We start from the raw sequence: 17,875 nt of genomic DNA, 5'->3' as shown, positions 1-17,875 counted from the left end.
ATCATTTCACCAGGAGCGTGACGGTGGCGGCGCTGGCTGAAACCGTGCCCGCGACGGCGGACAGCGAAGCCGCCACTCCGTTCACGTTGCCGAGCATTCTCCGGAGCGCTTTCGCCGGTGCTTGCTGCTTGAACGCCATCGTGAGCTTCTGCCATTTGTGCTGCCGGATATGGCACCCGAGGAGGATTCCGTTGGCGTTGTTGCGGCAGAACTCGTTTGCCCGGGTAGGCGCGCAACACCAGGTCGGTGCCTGAAAGAGGCCGTACAGCACTACGAAAGCCGACAGGATCGCGATGGCGCCCGGCCCGATCGCCGGGACCGCCCACAGAGCGATGACCGCGATGAAAGCCAGAAAGCTCCAGAGGCTGCCGATTTTCTTCTTCCTTTTTCTCCCCGCCATGGAGCACGAAGGTACTGATCATCGGCTCCTGATGGATAGCGCCTTTGCGGTGGAATGCGCCGCGGTGCGCACCACCGACGGCAACACCGCGCTCCGCCAAACGGATTTACCGGCGTCACCCAGGTGGTTGAGGGGAAAGCTGAGTCAGCTGATCACTTCGCCTCCGCATAATTGTCCACCGATTTCGCGGCCATGGGAAATCGCACCGGACACGCCTCCCCGAAGACCAGCCGGGCCGCCTCCTGGATCGCCGACTCCACGATGGCCGCGACCTCGTCCGCCAGCTCCGCGGGCGCGTGCACGATCACCTCGTCGTGCAGGAAGAACACCAGATGCGCCGGTTCGGGCAGCCGGCCGCGCAAAGTGGCCAGCAGGACCGCCGTCAGGTCGGCCGCGCTCGCCTGCACCACGAAGTTCCGTGTGAACCGTCCCCAGCTGCGCGATGCCCGCCGCGCGCGAGTTTCCGTCGCCTCGTCCTCGGTGAGTCCGCCGGTCAAGGCACGCCAAGCGGCAGACGGAGCCGGAGAAGTACGGCCCAGCCGCGACCGGACCCGTTCGCCCCGTTCGCCCGCCGCGGCGGCGTGTTCCACATAGGACACTGCGTCCGGGAAACGCTGGCGCAGCAACGCAAGCAGCGGACCGGCCTCGCCGGAGGTGCCGCCGTACATCGCGGACAGCATGGCGATCTTCGCGCGGGAACGGTCGTCTCGCGTGTCTCCGGGGCGGAGCGGTACGTAGCGGGTGCCGGAGAACAGCGCTTCGGCCAGCCGGGCGTACAGATCGGTGGCCGCGGCGACTTCGGCCAGCCGGCGGTCGCCGGACAGGGCGGTGAGGACGCGCGGCTCCAGTTGCGCCCCGTCGGCGACGACGAGTTTCCAGCCTGGATCCGCGGACGCGCACGAGCGCAGCGCGCGCGGGATCTGCAGCGCCCCGCCGCCCCTGGTGGCCCAGCGGCCGGACACCACGCCGCCGACCACGTAGTGCGGCCGGAAACGTCCCTCGGAGACCCATTCGTCCAGCCACGCCCAGCCGTTGGCCGAGTGCAGCCGCGACAGTTCCTTGTACTCCAGCAGCGGCGCGACCGCGGGATGGTCGATGTCCTGCAGCAGGTACTTCCGCGCCGCCGGGACTTCGATGCCCTCCCTGGCCAGTGCGCGGACGACGCTGGCCGAAGAGTCGGGATTGACGGGCCGTCCGCCGAGTGCCGCGGAGATTTTCGCGGCGAGCTCGACGAGAGCTTTCGGGCGTTGACCAGCGGGTACGCGCGGTCCCAGGCGTTCTTCCAGCAACTGCAGGTGCCGGTCGGCGCGCCAGGGCAGCCCGGCGGCGGAGATTTCCGCGGCGGCCAGCGCGCTGGCCGATTCGGCCGCGAGCAGCAGCCGCATCCGCGCGGGGGCCTCGGTGGCGGCGATGCGTTTCTCTTGGGCGGCCAGCACCCGCCGGGCCGCGGCGACGACGGTGACTCCCGGCGGCAGGCCAGGGCCGCGCGGGGAGAACAGGGTCGGCTGCGCGTCTTCGCCGAAGGCCGGGCCGTCGTCGGGCGGTTCTTCCCCGTTCGCCCGCGCCCACGCTGCCCGCAAACTGCGCGATTCGCCCTCCCTGCCCTCGTAGGCGAGCAGCAGTCCTTCGGCGAGCGAGAGGTCGTAGCACCGGCCCAGCCGCACGCCGGCCTCGATCAGCGTGGGATAGCTCTCCTCGGCCGAGGGCAGCACCCAGCGCGGGCTTTCGGCCGCCTCGAGCCGGCGCACCTCGTCGGCCCAGTCGGCGCGCGAAAGCCCGCGGAGGGTCCCCGAGGGGCCCTCGATCGTGTAGCCGGAGTCCTCCTCCCGGCCGGTGATCACCTGCACCGTCACATTGTGCGGACCGGCACCGACAATTTCCGCGCACCGGGTGCCGGGACGGTCCGTGAAGGGCTCCTTGACGGACTCGGATTCCCTCAAGGGGTCCGTCACGGACGGTCCGTGACCGGTGCCGGAGATTTCCTCCCCGGCCGGGCACTGGTGCGCGGACGGGCCTTGCTTTACTGTCGAGTAACTCCCATACCGGCGGTACGGAGGCCGTCGGCGTGGGCGCTCCCGCCGCAGCAATGGAGGTGCCCGGATGAGTGTGGCCGAGCTGGCCGGCCAGGTGGCAGGCAAGCTGACCGAGACCGTGCGCAGCGTCGAGGTGATGCGCCGCGCCGGGCTGGTGCCGTTTCCCCGGCTCGACGAGGGCCTGCGGTCCCTCGTCGCGATCCGCAAGTACGGCCCGTTCGCCGGCGCGAACCACATCGCGGCCCGGCGCGACGCGACGGCCGTCGGGATCGTCGACGACCTCGGCCCGCTCACCTTCAAGCAGCTCGACGACCAGTCCAACGCGCTGGCCCGCGCCTGGTCGCAGCGCGGACTCGGGCCCGGTTCGGTGATCGCCGCGCTGTGCCGCGACCACCGCGGGCTCGTGCTCACGATGGCCGCCTCGGGCAAGCTCGGCGCGCGGCTGTTGCTGATGAACACCGGGTTCGCCACACCGCAGTTCGCCGACGTCGCCAAGCGCGAGGGCGTCACCGCGCTCGTCTACGACCAGGAGTTCACCGGCCTGCTCGACGCGATCGACGACAGCGCCGGCAAAGTCGACCGCTATCTGGCCTGGGTGGACGAACCGGGCGGGCACGAGATCCCGGTGCTCGCCGAGGTCATCGCCAGCACCGACGACCGCCCGCTGCCCGCGCCCGTCAAGCCCGGCGGCTTCGTGCTGCTCACCAGCGGCACCACCGGCACCCCCAAGGGCGCGCCGCGCCCGCACACGTCCCCGCTGGCGTCGGCGCAGTTCCTGGACCGCATCCCGCTGCGCGCCGGCGAGGCGACTTACCTGGGCGCGCCGCTGTTCCACGGCACCGGGCTGTCGCAGTTCATCCTCAGCTTCGCGCTCGGCTGCACGGTGGTGATGCGCCGGAAGTTCGACCCGGAGGCCACGCTGAAAGGCGTCGCCGCGCACCGCTGCACCGCGCTCGTGCTGGTGCCGACGATGCTGCAGCGGATCGTCGACCTGCCGAAGGAAGTCCGCGACCGTTACGACACCTCGTGCCTGCGGATCGTCTTCGTCGCCGGGGCCGCCCTTTCGCCGGATCTCGGCAACCGGGCGAACGAGGAATTCGGCGACGTGGTGCACAACCTGTACGGCTCCACGGAAGTCGCAGTGGCGACGGTCGCGACGCCGGAGGACTGGAAACGCGCGCCGGGCACGGTCGGCCGTGCGCCGGTCGGCTGTCGCGTCGCGCTGTACGACGAACGCGGCGCCAAGATCACCGAGCCGCACGTGACCGGGCGAGTGTTCGTCGGCAGCGGGCTCAGCTTCGGCGGCTACACCGACGGCCGCAACAAGGAGATCATCGACGGCCTGCTCTCCAGCGGCGACGTCGGCCACTTCGACGAGGACGGCCTGCTGTTCATCGACGGCCGCGACGACGAAATGATCGTCTCCGGCGGCGAGAACGTGTTCCCGATCGAGGTGGAGAACCTCTTGGTGGAGCGTGATGACGTCCTTGAGGCGGCGGTGGTCGGAGTCGAGGACCAGGACTTCGGCGCGCGGCTCAAGGCGTTCGTGGTGCGGACCGAGGGCTCGACGCTCGACGAGGACGGCGTGCGCGAGTACGTGAAGGCGAATCTGGCGCGCTACAAGGTGCCGCGGGATGTGGAGTTCCTGGACGAGTTGCCGCGCAACGCGACCGGGAAGGTGTTGCGGACCAAGCTGGGCTGAGCGCGGTCAGGGGAAGAAGCCCCGCACGTAGGGATCTGCGAGGGCGTGGATTTCGGCGGGGGACCCGGCGGCGATGGTACGGCCGTCGCGCAGGAACACCATCGCGTCGGCGACCCCGGTCTCCGTCAGCAGGGCGCCGTCGTGGGTAATGGCCAGCACGCCGGCACCGGTGCCGGCGTAAGCGCGCAGGCTGGCCCACACCTCGTAGGCGGTGCCTCGGTCGAGGGAGGCGCTGGGTTCGTCCACCACGAGCAAGTCCGGTTCGGACAGCAAGGCCGCCGCGAGCGCGGCCCGCTGGATCTGCCCGCCGGAATGCTGATGCGGCAAGAGATCCAGCGTCTCCACGGGATAGATCGCTGCCTTGCAGGCGTCCTCGACGCTGCGGCCTCGAAAGAGCTGCTGACGCTCGTCCAGCTGCGCGCCGACGGTTCGCTCCGCGGCGAACGCCGTGGCCCCGGCCTGCGGCACCAGGCCGACGGTGCCGTGAACGCGCACCTCCCCGGTGCTGCGCGCAACCGAAGGAAGCGAGCCCGTCAACGCCGCCGCGACCATGGATTTGCCGCACCCGGATTCGCCGAGCAACGCGGTGACCCGCCCCGCTGGCACCGCGAGGCACACCGAGTCCAGCACCGTCTCGCGCCACCGCTGCGTGTCGACCAGAACGGTCAGCTCCCGCGCCTCGGCTGCCAGGCTCACGGACCCCAGCCGATGCCGAAGATCCCCGGCCCGAAGTCCAGTGCGATCGCGTGCACGCCGTTGCCGCTGTCGAGCCGGAGCCGGCGCCGTGCGGGTGCTTCGTCGGTGGCGTTCGCGTACTGCCAGCACCGGGCGGGCACCGCGATCGGGTCGAAGCGGATCTCCAGCAGGTACTCGCGGACCGGGCGGCGGAATTCCCGATAGTGCGTGGCCCGGCATTGCGGATACGGCGGCCCCGAGTTGCGCAGGGTGTATTCGATGAGGTGCGTCTCGCCGCGTTCCAGCGCGCGGTCGAAGAGCAGTTCGGCCACCAGGATGCCGTGGTCGTCGTCCACTTCGGCGCGGCCGACGCGGCAGTTGCGCACTGGCCGCAAGTCGGGCACCGCCGTCGCGTCACCCTGTGCGTACACCAGCAGCCAGCGGTCCTGACCGTCCGCACCGGACTGGAACACCGCGCGCGAGGTGACCGCGAGCTGGCCGCCGTCGGCCGCGATGTCACAGCGGTCGTGCAGGCCGATCAGCTTCAGCTGGTGCTGCTGGTCCAGCGCGTCGGGCGCGCCGACGCGTTCCAGCAGCGGCTGCAGGATCTCGCGGGTGAAGGTGACCGGTTCCTCGCCCGCCCGGTCGCGTCTGCTCGCGCCGCGCGGACGGGGCGGCGGCAGCAAACCGAGCAGCGCGCCGTCGGGGACGCCGAGGATTTCCTCCAGCACCCGCACCGCCGAGAGCGATCCGGCTCGTTCCGGCTGGCGTTTGCCCGATTGCCAGTAGCTGAGTGCGGTGACGCTGACCGTCGCGCCTCGCGCGCGCAGCCGTGCCTGGATCCGGTCCAGGGAAAGCCCGCTCGCTCCGATCGCGGCGCGCAGCGCGCTCGCGAACGCGGTCCGGGCACCTCCGTCGGTGTCCGGACCGGCGTGGTCCGCATGCCGCTGCGTCATGTCCCGCCGCCCGCCCCCGCTGGTAACCGACCGTGCCGAGCCCGACACAGGCACGGTAGCAGCCGCCCGGCCAGGTTGTACCGCCGTGCCATTCGGACGAACGGGCTAGTACTGGCAACTGGGAACCATTGCCGTGACCTGCGCGGTCGCGCTTCCATGGCCAGGATGGAACGCGCCGCCCCCGGCGCGTCCGGAGCCTCGGCCCCGGCAGCGCGGACCGCGCCCCGCGCCCGGCCGGCGGCCGCGCCCGGAACCGGTGGCCCGGCATGCCCCCAGAGGCCGGGCCACCGGTCATCCGCGCCGGATCCGCATGGCTGCCGCCGCACCGGGCGGCACCGGGACAAGTGCGAAACTCCTTCGGCTTCATCTCGGGTCTTCGACGGGGTCACACGGGCCGCAGGTGCGGTTACCAGCGGGTAGGCTCCGGGCATGGTCTTGCGGCAGAACATCCTGATCACCGGAGCCAGCTCCGGTCTCGGCGAGGGAATGGCCCGGCAGTTCGCCGCTCGCGGCCGCAATCTCGCGCTGTGCGCCCGGCGCACCGACCGGCTCGACGACCTGGCCGCGCAGCTGCGTGCCGCGTACCCGGGGATCACCGTCGGCACGCGCGCGCTCGACGTCACCGACCACGACCGCGTCTTCCAGGTGTTCGGGGAATTCCGGGCGGAACTCGGCAGGCTCGACCGCGTGATCGTCAACGCCGGGCTCGGCAAGGGGCAGCCGGTCGGCGCGGGCCGGTTCGACGCCAACCGGCAGACCCTTGAGACCAATCTCGTCGGCGCGGTGGCCCAGATCGAGGCGGCGGCGGGCATCTTCCGCGAGCAGCGCGACGGGCATCTCGCGGTGATCTCGTCGTTCATGGCGCTGCGCGGTTTTCCCCGGAACCTCACCGCGTACTCCGCGTCGAAGGCCGGGATCTCCGCGTTCGCCGACGGTGCGCGGCTTGAGCTGAGCAGCCACGGCATCACGGTCACCGACGTGCGGCCCGGCTACATCAGCTCCGAGATGACCGCTCGCTCGACCAAACGCAATCCGCTGATGGTGTCGGCCGAAGCCGGTGCGCACGCGCTGGTCAAGGCGATCGAAGCGGAACCGAAGCGCGCGTACGTGCCTTCGTGGCCCTGGGTGCCGCTGAGTCTCGCGGTACGCTTGGCTCCTGGCCGGTTGCTGCGGATGTTTTCCTGACGGGACGGCATAAATGGGTGCGATTTACCTGATCCGGCACGGCCAGGCGTCGTTCGGGGCGGCGGATTACGACGCGTTGTCGCCGCTGGGGTTCGAACAGTCCACAGTGCTCGGCGCGGAGCTGAAACGGCGCGGCGTCGAGTTCGCGCAGGTGCGCTCGGGAACGCTGGCCCGTCAGCGGGACACGGCGGCGACGGCGTTGAAGGCCCTCGGCTGCGACGTGCCGGTGGTCGAGGACGAACGCTGGAACGAATACGACCATGTCGACATCGCCGCGCACCACGCGGGCGGTGCGCCGCAACAGGATTCGCGCGAGTACCAGCGGTTGCTGGACGCCGCGCTGACCGAGTGGGTCGACTCCGGCGACAGCGGCCCGTGCACGGAAAGCTGGCCTGCTTTCCTCGGCCGCTGCACGGCGGCGCTGGCCGAGCTGGCCGGTTCGCTGGGCAAGGGCGAGAACGGGCTCGTGTTCACCTCCGGCGGTGTGCTGGGCGCGGTCGCCGGATCGTTGCTGGGCACGCCAGGACCTGGGCTGCTGAAGCTGAACCGCGTCACCGTGAACACCGGCATCACGAAACTGACTTCCGGCCGCGGCGGCGTGAACCTGTTGTCCTTCAACGAGCATCCGCATCTCGAAGGCGAGAACGCGCGGCTGCTCAGCTACCGGTAGGAGGCCGGCGTGCGGTTCGGTGAGGTCACGATCGTGCCGGTGAACGGGCACGGTCCGGAAGACGTGGTCGTGGACGCCGAGGGCCGGGTCTACACCGGCGTCGACGACGGCCGGATCCTGCGCGTTTCGCCGGACGGACGGCGGATCGACCAGATCGGCGACACCGGCGGCCGCCCGCTCGGGCTGGAGCTGTACGGCGACGACGAGCTGCTGATCTGCGACGCCCGCTCCGGCCTGCTGACCATGCCGCTGGCCGGCGGCGAGACCACGACCCTCGCGACGTCGGGTGCCGGGCTGGACTTCGTGTTCTGCAACAACGCCGCGGTCGCCGCCGACGGAACGGTCTACTTCACGGATTCCTCGCGCCGCTTCGGCATCGACAACTGGCGCGACGACCTCATCGAACAGACCGCGGGCGGACGGCTGCTGCGCCGCACGCCGGACGGCCGCATCGACCTGCTCGCCGACGGTCTCCAGTTCGCGAACGGCGTCGCGCTGCCGCCGGACGAGTCCTTCGCGGCGGTCGCCGAAACCGGCGCGTGCCGGGTCAGCCGGATCTGGCTGACCGGCCCGCGCGCGGGCGACCGCGACATCCTGATCGACGACCTGCCGGGCTTCCCGGACAACATCGCGACCGGTTCGGACGGGCTGATCTGGATCACCGAGGCCAGCCCGCGCATCCGCGCCCTCGACGTCGTGCGCCGCCTGCCCGCGGCGCTCCGGACGGCGGTGCGCGCGCTGCCGGATTCCCTGCAGCCCGCCCCGAAACGCCGGGTGGGCGCGGTCGCGGTCACCCCGGAGGGCGCGGTGGCGCGGGAACTGCGCGGCGAGATCCCGGGATTCCACCTGCTGGTGGGCATCCGCGAGTATCACGGCCGGTTGTGGTTCGGGTCCCTGGAAGAGAACGCGATCGCCTACACGGATCTTTGACCAGTTTCTTGACTCTCACACCGTGTCAGGCAGTCAACTCGAAGGCGTCATGTTCAGCATCGGCGACTTCGCCCGGCTGACGCCGACCCCGCCACTGGTTACCGCTCCTGCACCGCGGCCCAGCTGGCGCGCCTCGACCGCGTCATCGCTCGGCTTCTCCAGCAGGTCCAGGAGATCCTCGACGAGAAGGTCACCACTGAGCAACTGGGTGCCATGCTGGGGCTGCGGTGGCCCGCCGGATCCATGCCAACGGCTGCCAGCCGACCGGCTATCCCCGCGAGGTCAACCTGGAATGCCCGGAAAACCGTGACGACTGGGCCCGCTCAGCGACCGGTCCACTGTGGACTGCGTCCCGCGGCCCATGCGGCGTAGAACTCCTTGTGGTCCTTGGCAGTCATCAGCAACGCCTGGGTGATGGCTTCCAGTTCGATCGAGCTGCCCAGGTCGCTGTCGAGCTCGCGGGTCAGCAGCACCTTCGTGGTGGAGTACGCCAGCGCCGGACCGTCCGCGAGCCTTCGCGCCAGTGCAGCGGCCTCGTCGGCCAGTTCGGCGTCCGGCACGACGCGGTTCGCCAGTCCGATCGCTTCGGCGCGCGCGGCAGGAAGCTTGTCGCCCAGCATCAGCAGTTCCGTCGCACGGCCGAGGCCGACCAGGCGCGGCAGCAGATACGCCGAACCCATGTCCGCGCCCGCCAAGCCGACCTTCGTGAACAGGAACGCGAACTTCGCCGATTCGGCCAGCAGCCGGAAATCGCTCGCCAGCGCGAGGACCGAGCCGGCGCCGGCCGCGACGCCGTTGATCGCCGCGATGATCGGGATCGGCGTCTCGCGCATCGCTTTCACCACCGCGCCGGTCATCCGGGTGAATTCGAGCAGTTCCGCGGTGTCCATTTTCTGCAGTTCGCCGATGATTTCCTCGACGTCGCCGCCCGAGCAGAACCCGCGGCCCTTTCCGGTCAGCACGAGCACCCGCACGTCGCCTCGGTGCGGCAATTCGGCGACGAGGTCGCGCAGATCGGCGTAGACGTCGAAGGTGAGCGCATTGAGTTTTTCCGGCCGGTCGAAGGTCACCGTCGCGACCCCGTCGTCCACCGTGAACTCGAAGTGCTCCCACGATCGCGTAAGCGGGACACTGGCGCGGAACGGGCTCATTTCTGGATTCCTCCACCGTCGAGTACGAGGGTCTGTCCGTTGATCGCGGCCGCCTCCGGGGCGGCGAAGAACTCCACGGCGTACGCGATTTCGCCGGGTTCGAGCAGCCGTCCGATCGGGGAGGCGGCAGCGAGCGCGGCCTCCGCGCCGGCCTCGTCGCGGCCGGTGCGCTCGCGGATCCGGGCGACCGAGGTCGCGGTCATGCCGGTGCGCACGAACGACGGGCACACCGCGTTCGACGTGACGCCAGTGCCAGCCACTTCCGCCGCCACCGCGCGCATCAACCCGACGGCCGCGTGCTTCGACGCGGTGTAGCCCGAGGTGTAGCGCGCGCCAGCCAGACCCGCGGTCGACGCGACTGTGACGATTCGCCCGAAGTCGCGTTCGCGCATCCCCGGCAGCACCTCGCGCGTGCACAGGAACGCGCCGGTCGCGTTTACCTCGAACTGGCTGCGCCAGTCGCCGAGCCCGGTCTTCGCCAGCGGTGCGCTCGAAGCCACTCCCGCGTTGTTGACCAGCACGTCGACCGGTCCGAGCTGGGCGAAGTACGCGCGGACGGCGGCCTCGTCGGTCACGTCGCAATCGGCGCGGCCGGGCGAGTGCACGGTCGCACCGGTGTCGCGGAACCGCTCGGCGACGGCCGCGCCGATGCCGCGGGTGCCGCCGGTGACCACGACGACTCGGTCGGAAAAACTGCTCACTCCCGAAAGCTACACCGCAGCGGGCTGGGGTGTATAGAGTTGCGTCGTGCCCGACACCGAACCCGCCCGCACACCCCAGGAGCTCGTGATGACGCTGCTGGGCAGCTACGTGCGCCCGCGCGAGAGCAGGCGCGTGTGGTCCGGCGGGCTCGTCGCGCTGCTGCACGAGCTGGGGTTCTCCGACGGCGCGGCCCGGATCGCGTTGACCCGGCTGGTGCGCCGCGGCCTGCTGTCCCGCCATCGCGAGGGCAGGCTGGTGCACTACTCGCTGACGTCGCGCACGGTCGCCCTGCTCGACGACGGCGACCGGCGGATCTTCGGTCTCGGCCGCCGGGACGAACCGGCCGGGACCTGGACCGTGCTGTGGCAGAACATCCCGGAAACCCGGCGCAAATCCCGCGAACGGCTGGTGCGGCGGCTGCGCTTCCTCGGATTCGGCCCGGTCCAGGACGGCACCTGGCTCGCCCCGCACGACCGCGAGGCCGAGGTGCTCGCGCTGCTCACCGAACTCGAAGTCGCCGAACACGCCGGCCTGATGCTCGGCACGCCGTCCGCCGCACTGGACGTGCGCCGGCTCGCCGGACGGGCCTGGGACCTGGACGGACTGTCCGCCCGGTACGCCGCGTTCGTCGCGGAGTTCGGCGACTGCCCGCGCGATCTCAGCGACCCGGAAGCATTCGCCGTGCGCACCCGCCTGGTGCACACCTATCGCGAATTCCCGTCGCTGGACCCGGAGCTGCCGGCCGGGCTGATCCCCGCGCCGGAGACCCGGGCCGCGGCGGTCAAGCTGTTCCACGACCTGTACTCGGCGCTCGCGCCACCCGCTCAGCGCCACTTCGACCGAACCCTGTCCACGAGATGAGGAACCCGATGACCGGAACCGACGACACCCAGGCCGCGCTCAGCTACACGTCCTACCTGGCCCTCGACGAGGTGCTCGCGGCCCAGCGCCCGCGCTCGGACGAACACGACGAACTGCTGTTCATCGTCATCCACCAGGTCTACGAGCTGTGGTTCAAGCAGATCCTGCACGAGGCCGCGTTCCTGCAAGAGAACCTGGAGGCGGGCAACACCGCGCATTCGATCCGCACACTGCGCCGCATCCTGACCGTGCTGAAGGTCGTGGTCGCGCAGATCGACGTGCTGGAGACGATGACGCCCAGCCAGTTCACCAGCTTCCGCGCCCGCCTCGACGCGTCGAGCGGTTTCCAGTCCGGCCAGTTCCGCGAGCTGGAGGCGGTGCTCGGCCGCCGCGACGAGCGCGTTTTCGCGCACTACCCGGACGGCGGCGAGCAGCGCACCCGGATCGCCGACGCGATGCGCCGTCCGTCGGTGTTCGACTCGTTCCTGACGTACCTGTCCGGACAGGGCTACCCGGTCGCCACCGACCGCGACGTGACCCGTCCGCTGGAGCCGTCGCCGGAACTGCAGGAAGTGCTGCTGAAGGTCTACCAGGACGACGGCGGCCCGTCGGTGCTCGCCGAGGCGCTGGTCGACCTCGACGAGGGCCTCCAGGAATGGCGCTACCGGCACGTGAAGATGGTCGAACGCACGATCGGCGACAAGACCGGCACCGGCGGTTCGTCCGGCGCGACCTACCTGCGCACCACGCTGTTCACCCCGATGTTCCCGGATCTGTGGGCCGTCCGGAGCCGGTTGTGATCACAGTGGAATCCTTGCGCGCCAAAGAAAACGCGCTCGCTCCGCACTATTCGCGGTTCCGCGTCGCCGACCGGCTGCTGCTGTCCGCGCATTCGCACCAGGCCTGGCCGGACGTCGCCGAAGAGGGGCTGCGCGAAGCGTTCGCCGACGCCGCGGAGGAGGTGGACGAAAAGTGGGGCCGGGCGTTCGCGAAGGCCGGCGAGCTGCGGAACGGGTTCCGGCAGTGGCTGTCGGATCCGCACGGCGACTACGCGCTCGGCCAGAACACGCACGAACTCGTGCTGCGGTTCCTGTCCGCGCTCGAACTGCGGCAACGGCCGCGATTGGTGACCACGGACGGAGAATTCCACACTCTGCGCCGCCAGCTCGCCCGGTTGGCCGAGGAGGGCGTCGAGGTCGTCCGCGTGCCCGCCGCGCCCGTCGCGACGCTGGCCGAGCGGCTCGCCGAGCAGGTCGACGACCGCACTGCCGCGGTGCTCGCGTCGGCGGTGCTGTTCGAGACCTCCTGGATCGTGCCGGGCCTCGCACATCTCGCCGAAACCTGCCGGAGCCGCTCGGCCGAGCTGGTCGTGGACGCCTACCACGCGGTCGGCGCGATCCCGTTCCCGTTGCACGACCTCGGCCTCACCAACGCGTGGGTGCTCGGCGGCGGCTACAAGTACCTGCAGCTCGGCGAGGGCAACTGCTTCCTGCGCCTGCCCGCGCACGCACAGGAGCTGCGCCCGGTGATCACCGGCTGGTACGCGGAATTCGGCGCCCTCGCCGACGAACGCCGGCCGGGCGAAGTCGCATACGCACCCGGCGGCGACCGGTTCGCCGGAGCCACCTACGACCCGTCGAGTCACTACCGCGGCGTGCGAGTGCAGCAATTCTTCGCCGAGCAAGGACTCACCGCCGAGTTCCTGCGCGAGGTTTCGCAGCACCAGGTCGGCCTGCTGGCCGGCTGCTTCGACAGTCTCGGCCTTCCGGACGACGTCGTCACCCGCGATCGCGAGACCCCGCTCGGCGGCATCGGCGGCTTCCTCTCGCTGCGCAGCCCGGTCGCCGGGCGACTGTGCGAACGCCTGGCCGCGCGCGGCGTGCGGACTGACAGCCGGGGCCAATACCTCCGGTTCGGACCCGCGCCGTACCTGTCGGATGAACAGCTTGAGACCGCGATTTCCACCCTTCGGGAAGCTGTCGCGGATCTGGGGTGAAGCTCCCGGGACGCGGGTGGTGGCCCGGAGAACGGCGAAGTAGGTTGACGGTGTGCACTGCGGGACGGGCAACCCCCGTTCCCCGGTGCGCACCGTTCACACATTCGCGCGGCCACGAGCCGCGTGGGAGACAAAGGAGTCACCACCGTGACCGAAGGCGTGTTCGGCCGGCACAGCGGCCATGAGCAAGTCGTGTTCTGCCAGGACGAGGCCAGCGGGCTGAAAGCCATCATCGGCATCTACTCCACCGCTCTGGGCCCGGCCCTCGGCGGCACCCGGTTCTACCCCTACGCCACTGAGGACGCCGCACTCGACGACGTTCTCGCGCTCTCCAAGGGAATGGCGTACAAGAACGCACTCGCCGGCCTCGACCTCGGCGGCGGCAAAGCCGTCATCATCGGCGACCCGAACACGCTGAAGTCCGAAGCGCTTCTCCGCGCGTACGGCCGCTTCGTGGAATCGCTCGGCGGCCGCTACCTCACCGCCTGCGACATGGGCACGTACGTGCGCGACATGGACGTGGTCGCCCGCGAGACCCGGCACGTCACCGGACGTTCCCCCGAGGACGGTGGCGCAGGCGACTCCTCGGTGCTCACTGCTTTCGGCGTGTACCAGGGAATGCGCGCGTCCGCGGACCAGGTGTGGGGCGTGCCCGAACTGACCGGCCGCCGCGTCGGCGTCGCCGGGGTCGGCAAGGTCGGCCACATCCTCGTCGGCCATCTCGTGGCGGCCGGCGCGCACGTGGTGATCACCGATGTCGCGCCCAGCGCGGTGGAACGCACCCGCGCGGCGCACCCCGAGGTCGAGGTGGTGTCCGATGTGGACACCATGATCGGCACCGAACTGGACGTCTTCGCCCCCTGCGCGATGGGCGGCGTGCTCACCGACGAGACAGTAGCCGCTCTGCGCACGCGGATCGTGTGCGGCGCGGCGAACAACCAGCTCGCCCACCCCGGCGTCGACAAGCTCTTGGACGACCGCGGCATCCTGTTCGCCCCCGATTATCTGGTGAACGCGGGCGGCGTGATCCAGGTGGACGACGAACGCCACGGCTTCGACTTCGCCCGCGCCCAGCGCAAGACGGCGGCCATCTTCGACACCACGAAGGCGGTGTACGACTTGGCGAAGGCCGACGGCGTACCCCCCCGCCGCCGCTGCCGACCGCCTGGCCGAACGCCGGATGGCCGACGTCGGCCGCCTCCGCTCCATCCTCACGGTGTAGCTCCGCCGAGGTCGGTGAGGGGAACCCTGACAGAACCGGATTCCCTGAGGGTTCCCCTCACGACCGCCCCGGTGACCGCAGCCAGCGCACTCAAGCTTCGGGGTGCCCCACGCCCCTGGACGCGGCGATCAGCCGCTCTTCCGCCGGAACGTCCGCTTGTTCGCCGCGGGCCCGTGCGCGTGCTGACTCTGCTGCCCGCCGTTCTCGTGCGCGGCCCCGTCCCGCGCCTTGGCCTGCTTCCGCTCCAGCGCCTCGCGGAACTTCCGCTTGACGTCGCCCTCCCCGTCGCTGGGTGCCGGTTGCGCTTCACTCATGGCTGACCTCCGAAGGTGACGACGTGATACCCCGCCAGCCTGGCGCCCTTCACGCACCTTGGCGAGCCATTTCAGAGTGACGCCACCCGGCGGTGGCCCGATTCGACCGCCCGTCGCGGCACCGGCACGACAGCCTCCGCGATCACCGGACGATCCCGTCGAACCGCGCGCCATCCGGCACCGGCAACGAGCCCGAACCCCGCCGCACCAGCCAAGATCACCGCGACCCAGCCGGTCGCCGCGGTGAAAACCAGAGTCCCGGCCCGGCCGTAGCCGAAACCGGAAAGCACCGACCAGCCCACCGCCGTCACCCCGCCCGCCGCGAGGGGAGTGGTGATCACTGCCACTGCACCGACCGCGAGCGCTACGGCCACCACGGCATAGCCGGGATGCGCGGAAGCGAGCTTCGCCGCGATCACAGCCGCCACCACCGCCACACAGCCGAGCGGGAAACCGAATCCGCCAGCCAGCCGTTCTTCAGTACCCATGCCCCATGGCAGCCCGCGCGGGCGCGCGAAGCAGGACCCGCGGACGGGTTCCGTACGCCCCGGCCTCCGTTATTGACGGCTTCTTGACCTCGTCAGGCGCGGGCAGCCGCGCGGACGATCGCGGCCACGATCTCCGGCCACAACGGCTCCGGCAGGTCGTGCCCCATGCCCGCGACGATGACCAGCTCCGCGTCCGGGATCGCCGCCGCAGTGGCTTTCCCGCCGCTGACGTCGATCATCACGTCGGAGTCGCCGTGCAGGACGACGGCCGGCACCCGGACGTCGTGCAGTCGTTCAGTACGATCGCCCGACGCGACGACGGCGGCGGCCTGCCGCTGCATCCCGACAGGGTGCCTGGCTCGGTCGTAGCTCCGGGTCGCCCTGCGCCGCAGGTATTCCTCGGTGGCGGGATAGCCCGGCGACCCGGTCACGCGGTAGTTCGCGACGCTCTGTTCGATCTGCTCCTCGCGCGTTTCCGGGGCCGGCTTGGTGAGCGTCGCCAGCGCGGCGGGCGAGACCTGGCCGACCGACTGGTCGCCGGTCGTCGACATGATCGACGTCAGGCTCAGCAGCCGGTCCGGGTGGTCGATCGCGAGCTGCTGCGCGACCATTCCGCCCATCGAAGCGCCGACGACGTGCGCCTTCGCGAAACCGAGCGCGTCGAACAGCCCGACGATGTCGTCCGCGAGGTCCGAGAGCAGGTACGGCGCCGGGGCCGTGCCCGCCACGATCCCGGCGAGGTCCGGCGCGCCCAGTTCGTCGAACCAGGTGGACAGGCCCGCGTCGCGGTTGTCGAAGCGCACGACGTGGAAGCCGCGGCTCGCGAGCAGCTCGCAGAAGCCCTCTTCCCAGGTGATCATCTGGGCGCCGAGTCCCATCACCAGCACGATCGGCGGCGCGGCCGGATCGCCGAACGTGTCGTACTCGAGTTCGAGGCCGTTGGCCTGTGCGCGTGGCATGCCCCGATCATGCCGCAGCGTGGAACCGCGTGTGGCCGAGCCGGCCGGCCGCCGGTTACGGTGCACGCCATGCCGACTTCGCGTGCCGGACAGCGCGCCCGGTCCCGTTCCGCCGCCGGGCTGCCCGCGGTCACCGCGAAGAAGGTGATCGACGCGGCGGTGAAACTCACCGTCGAACGCGGTCTGGAGAACTGGACGCTGCGGCAGCTGGCCGCCGCGATCGGGGCGTACCCGGCGGTCGTCTACTACCACGTCGGGGACCGCGACGCGGTCGTCTGCGCGGTGCTCGACCGCGTCGTCGGACAGCTGCGACTGCCCGACGAAAAGCTGGAATGGCAGGAGTGGTTCGTCGAACTGCTGACCGGCCTGCGCGAGGTGCTGCGCAAGCACCCGGGCACGGCGCGCCGGATGGCGTCGTTCGGCCCGTCGGTGGCCGCGGCAACGCCTACGCTGGACCGCGGCGTGCGGATGCTGCTGGACGCGGGATTCGGCGACGAGAGCGCGCTTGCCTACACGATGCTCACCACCACCGCGTGCCAGTACGTCGCACTGGAGGACGACCGGGACTGCGGCCTCGGGCTGCGCCTGGACAACACCGAGGAGTACGCCTCCTACCACGACCGCGCGGACCTGCCCGGCATGGCCGCGCACGGCCGCGCGATGCGGGAGCTGCTCGCCGACCCGGCAGCCGCGGCCGGTCACCATCCGCGGCTGTTCGACTTGGCGATCCGCAGCTGCCTGGACGGGCTCACGTGCCGATTGGCCCGATCGCGCGGCTGAAATTCGCGAAATTGCCCGGCCGGGGCGTCCGCGCTGGGCCGTCCGCGTGGTCGTAGTGAAAAGTCGGGCGGTCGCCGCGCCGACCGACACCGATTCGATGCCTCCCCGGCGTAGCCTGGACAGCTACCGGGGGCCTTGCCTCCGGAAGGGGCCCCCGGCACTTTCCTCCCCCCTCGTGGTGCCGGGGGTTCTCCTTCCGGTACGTCAGTGCTGGGGCGGATGCTGGATCGCGGGGAAGACCTGGCCGACCACGGTCACGAGCGACATGGTCAGCAGCGTGTGCACCTGGTGCCGGTCCAGCGAGCGGTGCACGAGCCATTCGCGGCCCGCCGCCTTCACCATGCCGGCGAACGCGCGCACCGCGGCGTTCAGTTCCTCGCCGTGCGCGCTGTCGCGGGACAGCCCGACCGCTTCCAGGACGCGGTCGGCCGACGCGCGGTCGGCCTCGGCGACGATCCGGTCCACCTCCGGATCGCGGCCGATGCCCTCCGGCGCGATCGCGGCGAGCCACAGCTTCTCCTGCCCGCGCACCATGTCGAGCAGCCAGTCGATGGCGGCGTCCGCGCGTACTTCCAGCGGGCCATCCGGCAAAATCTGCACCGCAATCCGTGGCACGGTAAGCGCGCGCCGAACGATTTCGAGGTACAACTCCCTTTTTGTTCCGAAATAATGATTGATCAGTCCGCGGGCCACGCCTGCCTCGGCCGCGATGTCCGAAGTGGACACTTCCGAATACGGTCGTTCGCCGAACAGCCGCGCCGCACAGGCGTAGATCTGCTCTTTGCGTTCGTCCGGTTCGAGTCGCCGCCACTTCGGCGCCGGATCGGTGCTCATGGCATCAGTTTGGCATG

19 protein-coding genes and 1 pseudogene are annotated in these 17,875 nt (G+C 70.6%); 9 read left to right on the top strand and 11 right to left on the bottom strand.

Annotation, left to right across the window (positions count from 1 at the left end):
* Nucleotide 1 precedes the first annotated feature (1 nt).
* On the bottom strand, nucleotides 2-400 hold the full coding sequence (locus tag BM362_RS36405; RefSeq protein WP_093576231.1) for a hypothetical protein: 399 nt from the start codon (nucleotides 398-400) through the stop codon (nucleotides 2-4).
* Between the two features lie 152 nt (nucleotides 401-552).
* Nucleotides 553-2,247: a bifunctional 3'-5' exonuclease/DNA polymerase gene (locus tag BM362_RS36400; protein ID WP_067583025.1), complete on the bottom strand. Its 1,695-nt coding sequence runs from the start codon at nucleotides 2,245-2,247 to the stop codon at nucleotides 553-555.
* A 253-nt stretch (nucleotides 2,248-2,500) separates the two neighbouring features.
* On the opposite strand from BM362_RS36400, the gene BM362_RS36395 reads away from it, so the two are divergent.
* Nucleotides 2,501-4,135 carry an acyl-CoA synthetase gene (locus BM362_RS36395; RefSeq protein WP_093576230.1) on the top strand — a complete coding sequence of 545 codons (1,635 nt, stop codon included), beginning with the start codon at nucleotides 2,501-2,503 and terminating at the stop codon, nucleotides 4,133-4,135.
* A gap of 6 nt (nucleotides 4,136-4,141) precedes the next feature.
* Here BM362_RS36395 and BM362_RS36390 read toward each other — a convergent pair whose 3' ends face one another.
* Together BM362_RS36390 and BM362_RS36385 are read right to left on the bottom strand one after the other, a co-directional pair.
* Nucleotides 4,142-4,831 (bottom strand): ATP-binding cassette domain-containing protein, encoded by a 690-nt coding sequence (locus BM362_RS36390; protein WP_244287401.1) that lies wholly within the window; start codon nucleotides 4,829-4,831, stop codon nucleotides 4,142-4,144.
* A complete protein-coding gene (locus BM362_RS36385; RefSeq protein ID WP_067582844.1) occupies nucleotides 4,828-5,766 on the bottom strand; it encodes a hypothetical protein in 939 nt (312 codons plus the stop codon). Before BM362_RS36385 ends, BM362_RS36390 begins: the two co-directional genes overlap by 4 nt.
* Nucleotides 5,767-6,195: 429 nt before the next feature.
* On the opposite strand from BM362_RS36385, the gene BM362_RS36380 reads away from it, so the two are divergent.
* From BM362_RS36380 to BM362_RS36370, 3 genes are read left to right on the top strand one after another with little or no spacing between them, the layout of a single operon-like run.
* Complete coding sequence (locus tag BM362_RS36380; protein WP_093576229.1) at nucleotides 6,196-6,951, top strand: SDR family oxidoreductase; 756 nt, start codon at nucleotides 6,196-6,198, stop codon at nucleotides 6,949-6,951.
* Between the two features lie 13 nt (nucleotides 6,952-6,964).
* The gene (locus tag BM362_RS36375) at nucleotides 6,965-7,621 is read left to right on the top strand and encodes a histidine phosphatase family protein (RefSeq protein ID WP_067582850.1); all 657 of its coding nucleotides are present in this window, start codon (nucleotides 6,965-6,967) and stop codon (nucleotides 7,619-7,621) included.
* Nucleotides 7,622-7,630: 9 nt separating this feature from the next.
* On the top strand, nucleotides 7,631-8,551 hold the full coding sequence (locus BM362_RS36370; RefSeq protein ID WP_093576228.1) for an SMP-30/gluconolactonase/LRE family protein: 921 nt from the start codon (nucleotides 7,631-7,633) through the stop codon (nucleotides 8,549-8,551).
* Nucleotides 8,552-8,584: 33 nt separating this feature from the next.
* Here BM362_RS36370 and BM362_RS47870 read toward each other — a convergent pair whose 3' ends face one another.
* The 3 genes from BM362_RS47870 to BM362_RS36360 form a co-directional block, all read right to left on the bottom strand.
* Complete coding sequence (locus BM362_RS47870; protein ID WP_157904946.1) at nucleotides 8,585-8,755, bottom strand: hypothetical protein; 171 nt, start codon at nucleotides 8,753-8,755, stop codon at nucleotides 8,585-8,587.
* 119 nt (nucleotides 8,756-8,874) lie between these two features.
* The gene (locus BM362_RS36365; RefSeq protein ID WP_067582853.1) at nucleotides 8,875-9,702 is read right to left on the bottom strand and encodes an enoyl-CoA hydratase family protein; all 828 of its coding nucleotides are present in this window, start codon (nucleotides 9,700-9,702) and stop codon (nucleotides 8,875-8,877) included.
* On the bottom strand, nucleotides 9,699-10,403 hold the full coding sequence (locus BM362_RS36360; protein ID WP_093576227.1) for an SDR family NAD(P)-dependent oxidoreductase: 705 nt from the start codon (nucleotides 10,401-10,403) through the stop codon (nucleotides 9,699-9,701). The genes BM362_RS36365 and BM362_RS36360 overlap by 4 nt, the downstream gene beginning before the upstream one ends.
* An 88-nt stretch (nucleotides 10,404-10,491) precedes the next feature.
* Here BM362_RS36360 and BM362_RS36355 point away from each other — a divergent pair, with 88 nt between their 5' ends.
* The 4 genes and pseudogenes from BM362_RS36355 to BM362_RS36340 all read left to right on the top strand — a co-directional run bounded on the left by BM362_RS36355 (nucleotide 10,492) and on the right by BM362_RS36340 (nucleotide 14,483).
* Nucleotides 10,492-11,265 carry a PaaX family transcriptional regulator gene (locus BM362_RS36355; RefSeq protein WP_067582858.1) on the top strand — a complete coding sequence of 258 codons (774 nt, stop codon included), beginning with the start codon at nucleotides 10,492-10,494 and terminating at the stop codon, nucleotides 11,263-11,265.
* An 8-nt stretch (nucleotides 11,266-11,273) separates the two neighbouring features.
* Nucleotides 11,274-12,065 (top strand): tryptophan 2,3-dioxygenase, encoded by a 792-nt coding sequence (locus BM362_RS36350; protein WP_067582861.1) that lies wholly within the window; start codon nucleotides 11,274-11,276, stop codon nucleotides 12,063-12,065.
* Nucleotides 12,062-13,261, top strand: a complete 1,200-nt coding sequence (locus tag BM362_RS36345; protein WP_093576331.1) for a kynureninase — start codon at nucleotides 12,062-12,064, stop codon at nucleotides 13,259-13,261. Before BM362_RS36350 ends, BM362_RS36345 begins: the two co-directional genes overlap by 4 nt.
* Before the next feature lie 147 nt (nucleotides 13,262-13,408).
* Nucleotides 13,409-14,483 (top strand): annotated as a pseudogene (locus BM362_RS36340) (Glu/Leu/Phe/Val family dehydrogenase).
* A gap of 128 nt (nucleotides 14,484-14,611) precedes the next feature.
* On the opposite strand, the gene BM362_RS36335 reads toward BM362_RS36340, so the two are convergent.
* The 3 genes from BM362_RS36335 to BM362_RS36325 form a co-directional block, all read right to left on the bottom strand.
* Nucleotides 14,612-14,797 carry a DUF5302 domain-containing protein gene (locus BM362_RS36335; protein WP_093576226.1) on the bottom strand — a complete coding sequence of 62 codons (186 nt, stop codon included), beginning with the start codon at nucleotides 14,795-14,797 and terminating at the stop codon, nucleotides 14,612-14,614.
* 71 nt (nucleotides 14,798-14,868) lie between these two features.
* On the bottom strand, nucleotides 14,869-15,285 hold the full coding sequence (locus tag BM362_RS36330) for a hypothetical protein (protein WP_093576225.1): 417 nt from the start codon (nucleotides 15,283-15,285) through the stop codon (nucleotides 14,869-14,871).
* Between the two features lie 92 nt (nucleotides 15,286-15,377).
* On the bottom strand, nucleotides 15,378-16,244 hold the full coding sequence (locus tag BM362_RS36325; RefSeq protein WP_093576224.1) for an alpha/beta fold hydrolase: 867 nt from the start codon (nucleotides 16,242-16,244) through the stop codon (nucleotides 15,378-15,380).
* 69 nt (nucleotides 16,245-16,313) lie between these two features.
* Between BM362_RS36325 and BM362_RS36320 the strand changes: the two genes are divergently transcribed.
* Entirely contained in the window at nucleotides 16,314-17,024 is a 711-nt protein-coding gene (locus BM362_RS36320) for a TetR/AcrR family transcriptional regulator (RefSeq protein WP_067582873.1), read from the top strand.
* 204 nt (nucleotides 17,025-17,228) lie between these two features.
* Here the strand turns inward: BM362_RS36320 and BM362_RS36315 are convergent, their stop codons facing one another.
* Complete coding sequence (locus BM362_RS36315; RefSeq protein ID WP_067582875.1) at nucleotides 17,229-17,858, bottom strand: TetR/AcrR family transcriptional regulator; 630 nt, start codon at nucleotides 17,856-17,858, stop codon at nucleotides 17,229-17,231.
* Between the last annotated feature and the right edge of the window lie 17 nt (nucleotides 17,859-17,875).

Source organism: Amycolatopsis rubida, from assembly GCF_900115345.1.
GTDB classification, from domain to species: Bacteria; Actinomycetota; Actinomycetes; order Mycobacteriales; family Pseudonocardiaceae; genus Amycolatopsis; species Amycolatopsis rubida.
Note: the sequence above shows the minus strand (reverse complement) of the source record. Positions and strands in the feature narration are given on the sequence as shown.

Bases quoted from the DNA above. Each gene is read 5' to 3' on its own strand.
- BM362_RS36405 (WP_093576231.1), bottom strand. From the start codon at position 400: ATGGCGGGGAGAAAAAGGAAGAAGAAAATCGGCAGCCTCTGGAGCTTT.
- BM362_RS36395 (WP_093576230.1), top strand. From the start codon at position 2,501: ATGAGTGTGGCCGAGCTGGCCGGCCAGGTGGCAGGCAAGCTGACCGAG.
- BM362_RS36385 (WP_067582844.1), bottom strand. From the start codon at position 5,766: ATGACGCAGCGGCATGCGGACCACGCCGGTCCGGACACCGACGGAGGT.
- BM362_RS36380 (WP_093576229.1), top strand. From the start codon at position 6,196: ATGGTCTTGCGGCAGAACATCCTGATCACCGGAGCCAGCTCCGGTCTC.
- BM362_RS36375 (WP_067582850.1), top strand. From the start codon at position 6,965: ATGGGTGCGATTTACCTGATCCGGCACGGCCAGGCGTCGTTCGGGGCG.
- BM362_RS36365 (WP_067582853.1), bottom strand. From the start codon at position 9,702: ATGAGCCCGTTCCGCGCCAGTGTCCCGCTTACGCGATCGTGGGAGCAC.
- BM362_RS36355 (WP_067582858.1), top strand. From the start codon at position 10,492: ATGACGCTGCTGGGCAGCTACGTGCGCCCGCGCGAGAGCAGGCGCGTG.
- BM362_RS36350 (WP_067582861.1), top strand. From the start codon at position 11,274: ATGACCGGAACCGACGACACCCAGGCCGCGCTCAGCTACACGTCCTAC.
- BM362_RS36335 (WP_093576226.1), bottom strand. From the start codon at position 14,797: ATGAGTGAAGCGCAACCGGCACCCAGCGACGGGGAGGGCGACGTCAAG.
- BM362_RS36330 (WP_093576225.1), bottom strand. From the start codon at position 15,285: ATGGGTACTGAAGAACGGCTGGCTGGCGGATTCGGTTTCCCGCTCGGC.
- BM362_RS36325 (WP_093576224.1), bottom strand. From the start codon at position 16,244: ATGCCACGCGCACAGGCCAACGGCCTCGAACTCGAGTACGACACGTTC.
- BM362_RS36320 (WP_067582873.1), top strand. From the start codon at position 16,314: ATGCCGACTTCGCGTGCCGGACAGCGCGCCCGGTCCCGTTCCGCCGCC.
- BM362_RS36315 (WP_067582875.1), bottom strand. From the start codon at position 17,858: ATGAGCACCGATCCGGCGCCGAAGTGGCGGCGACTCGAACCGGACGAA.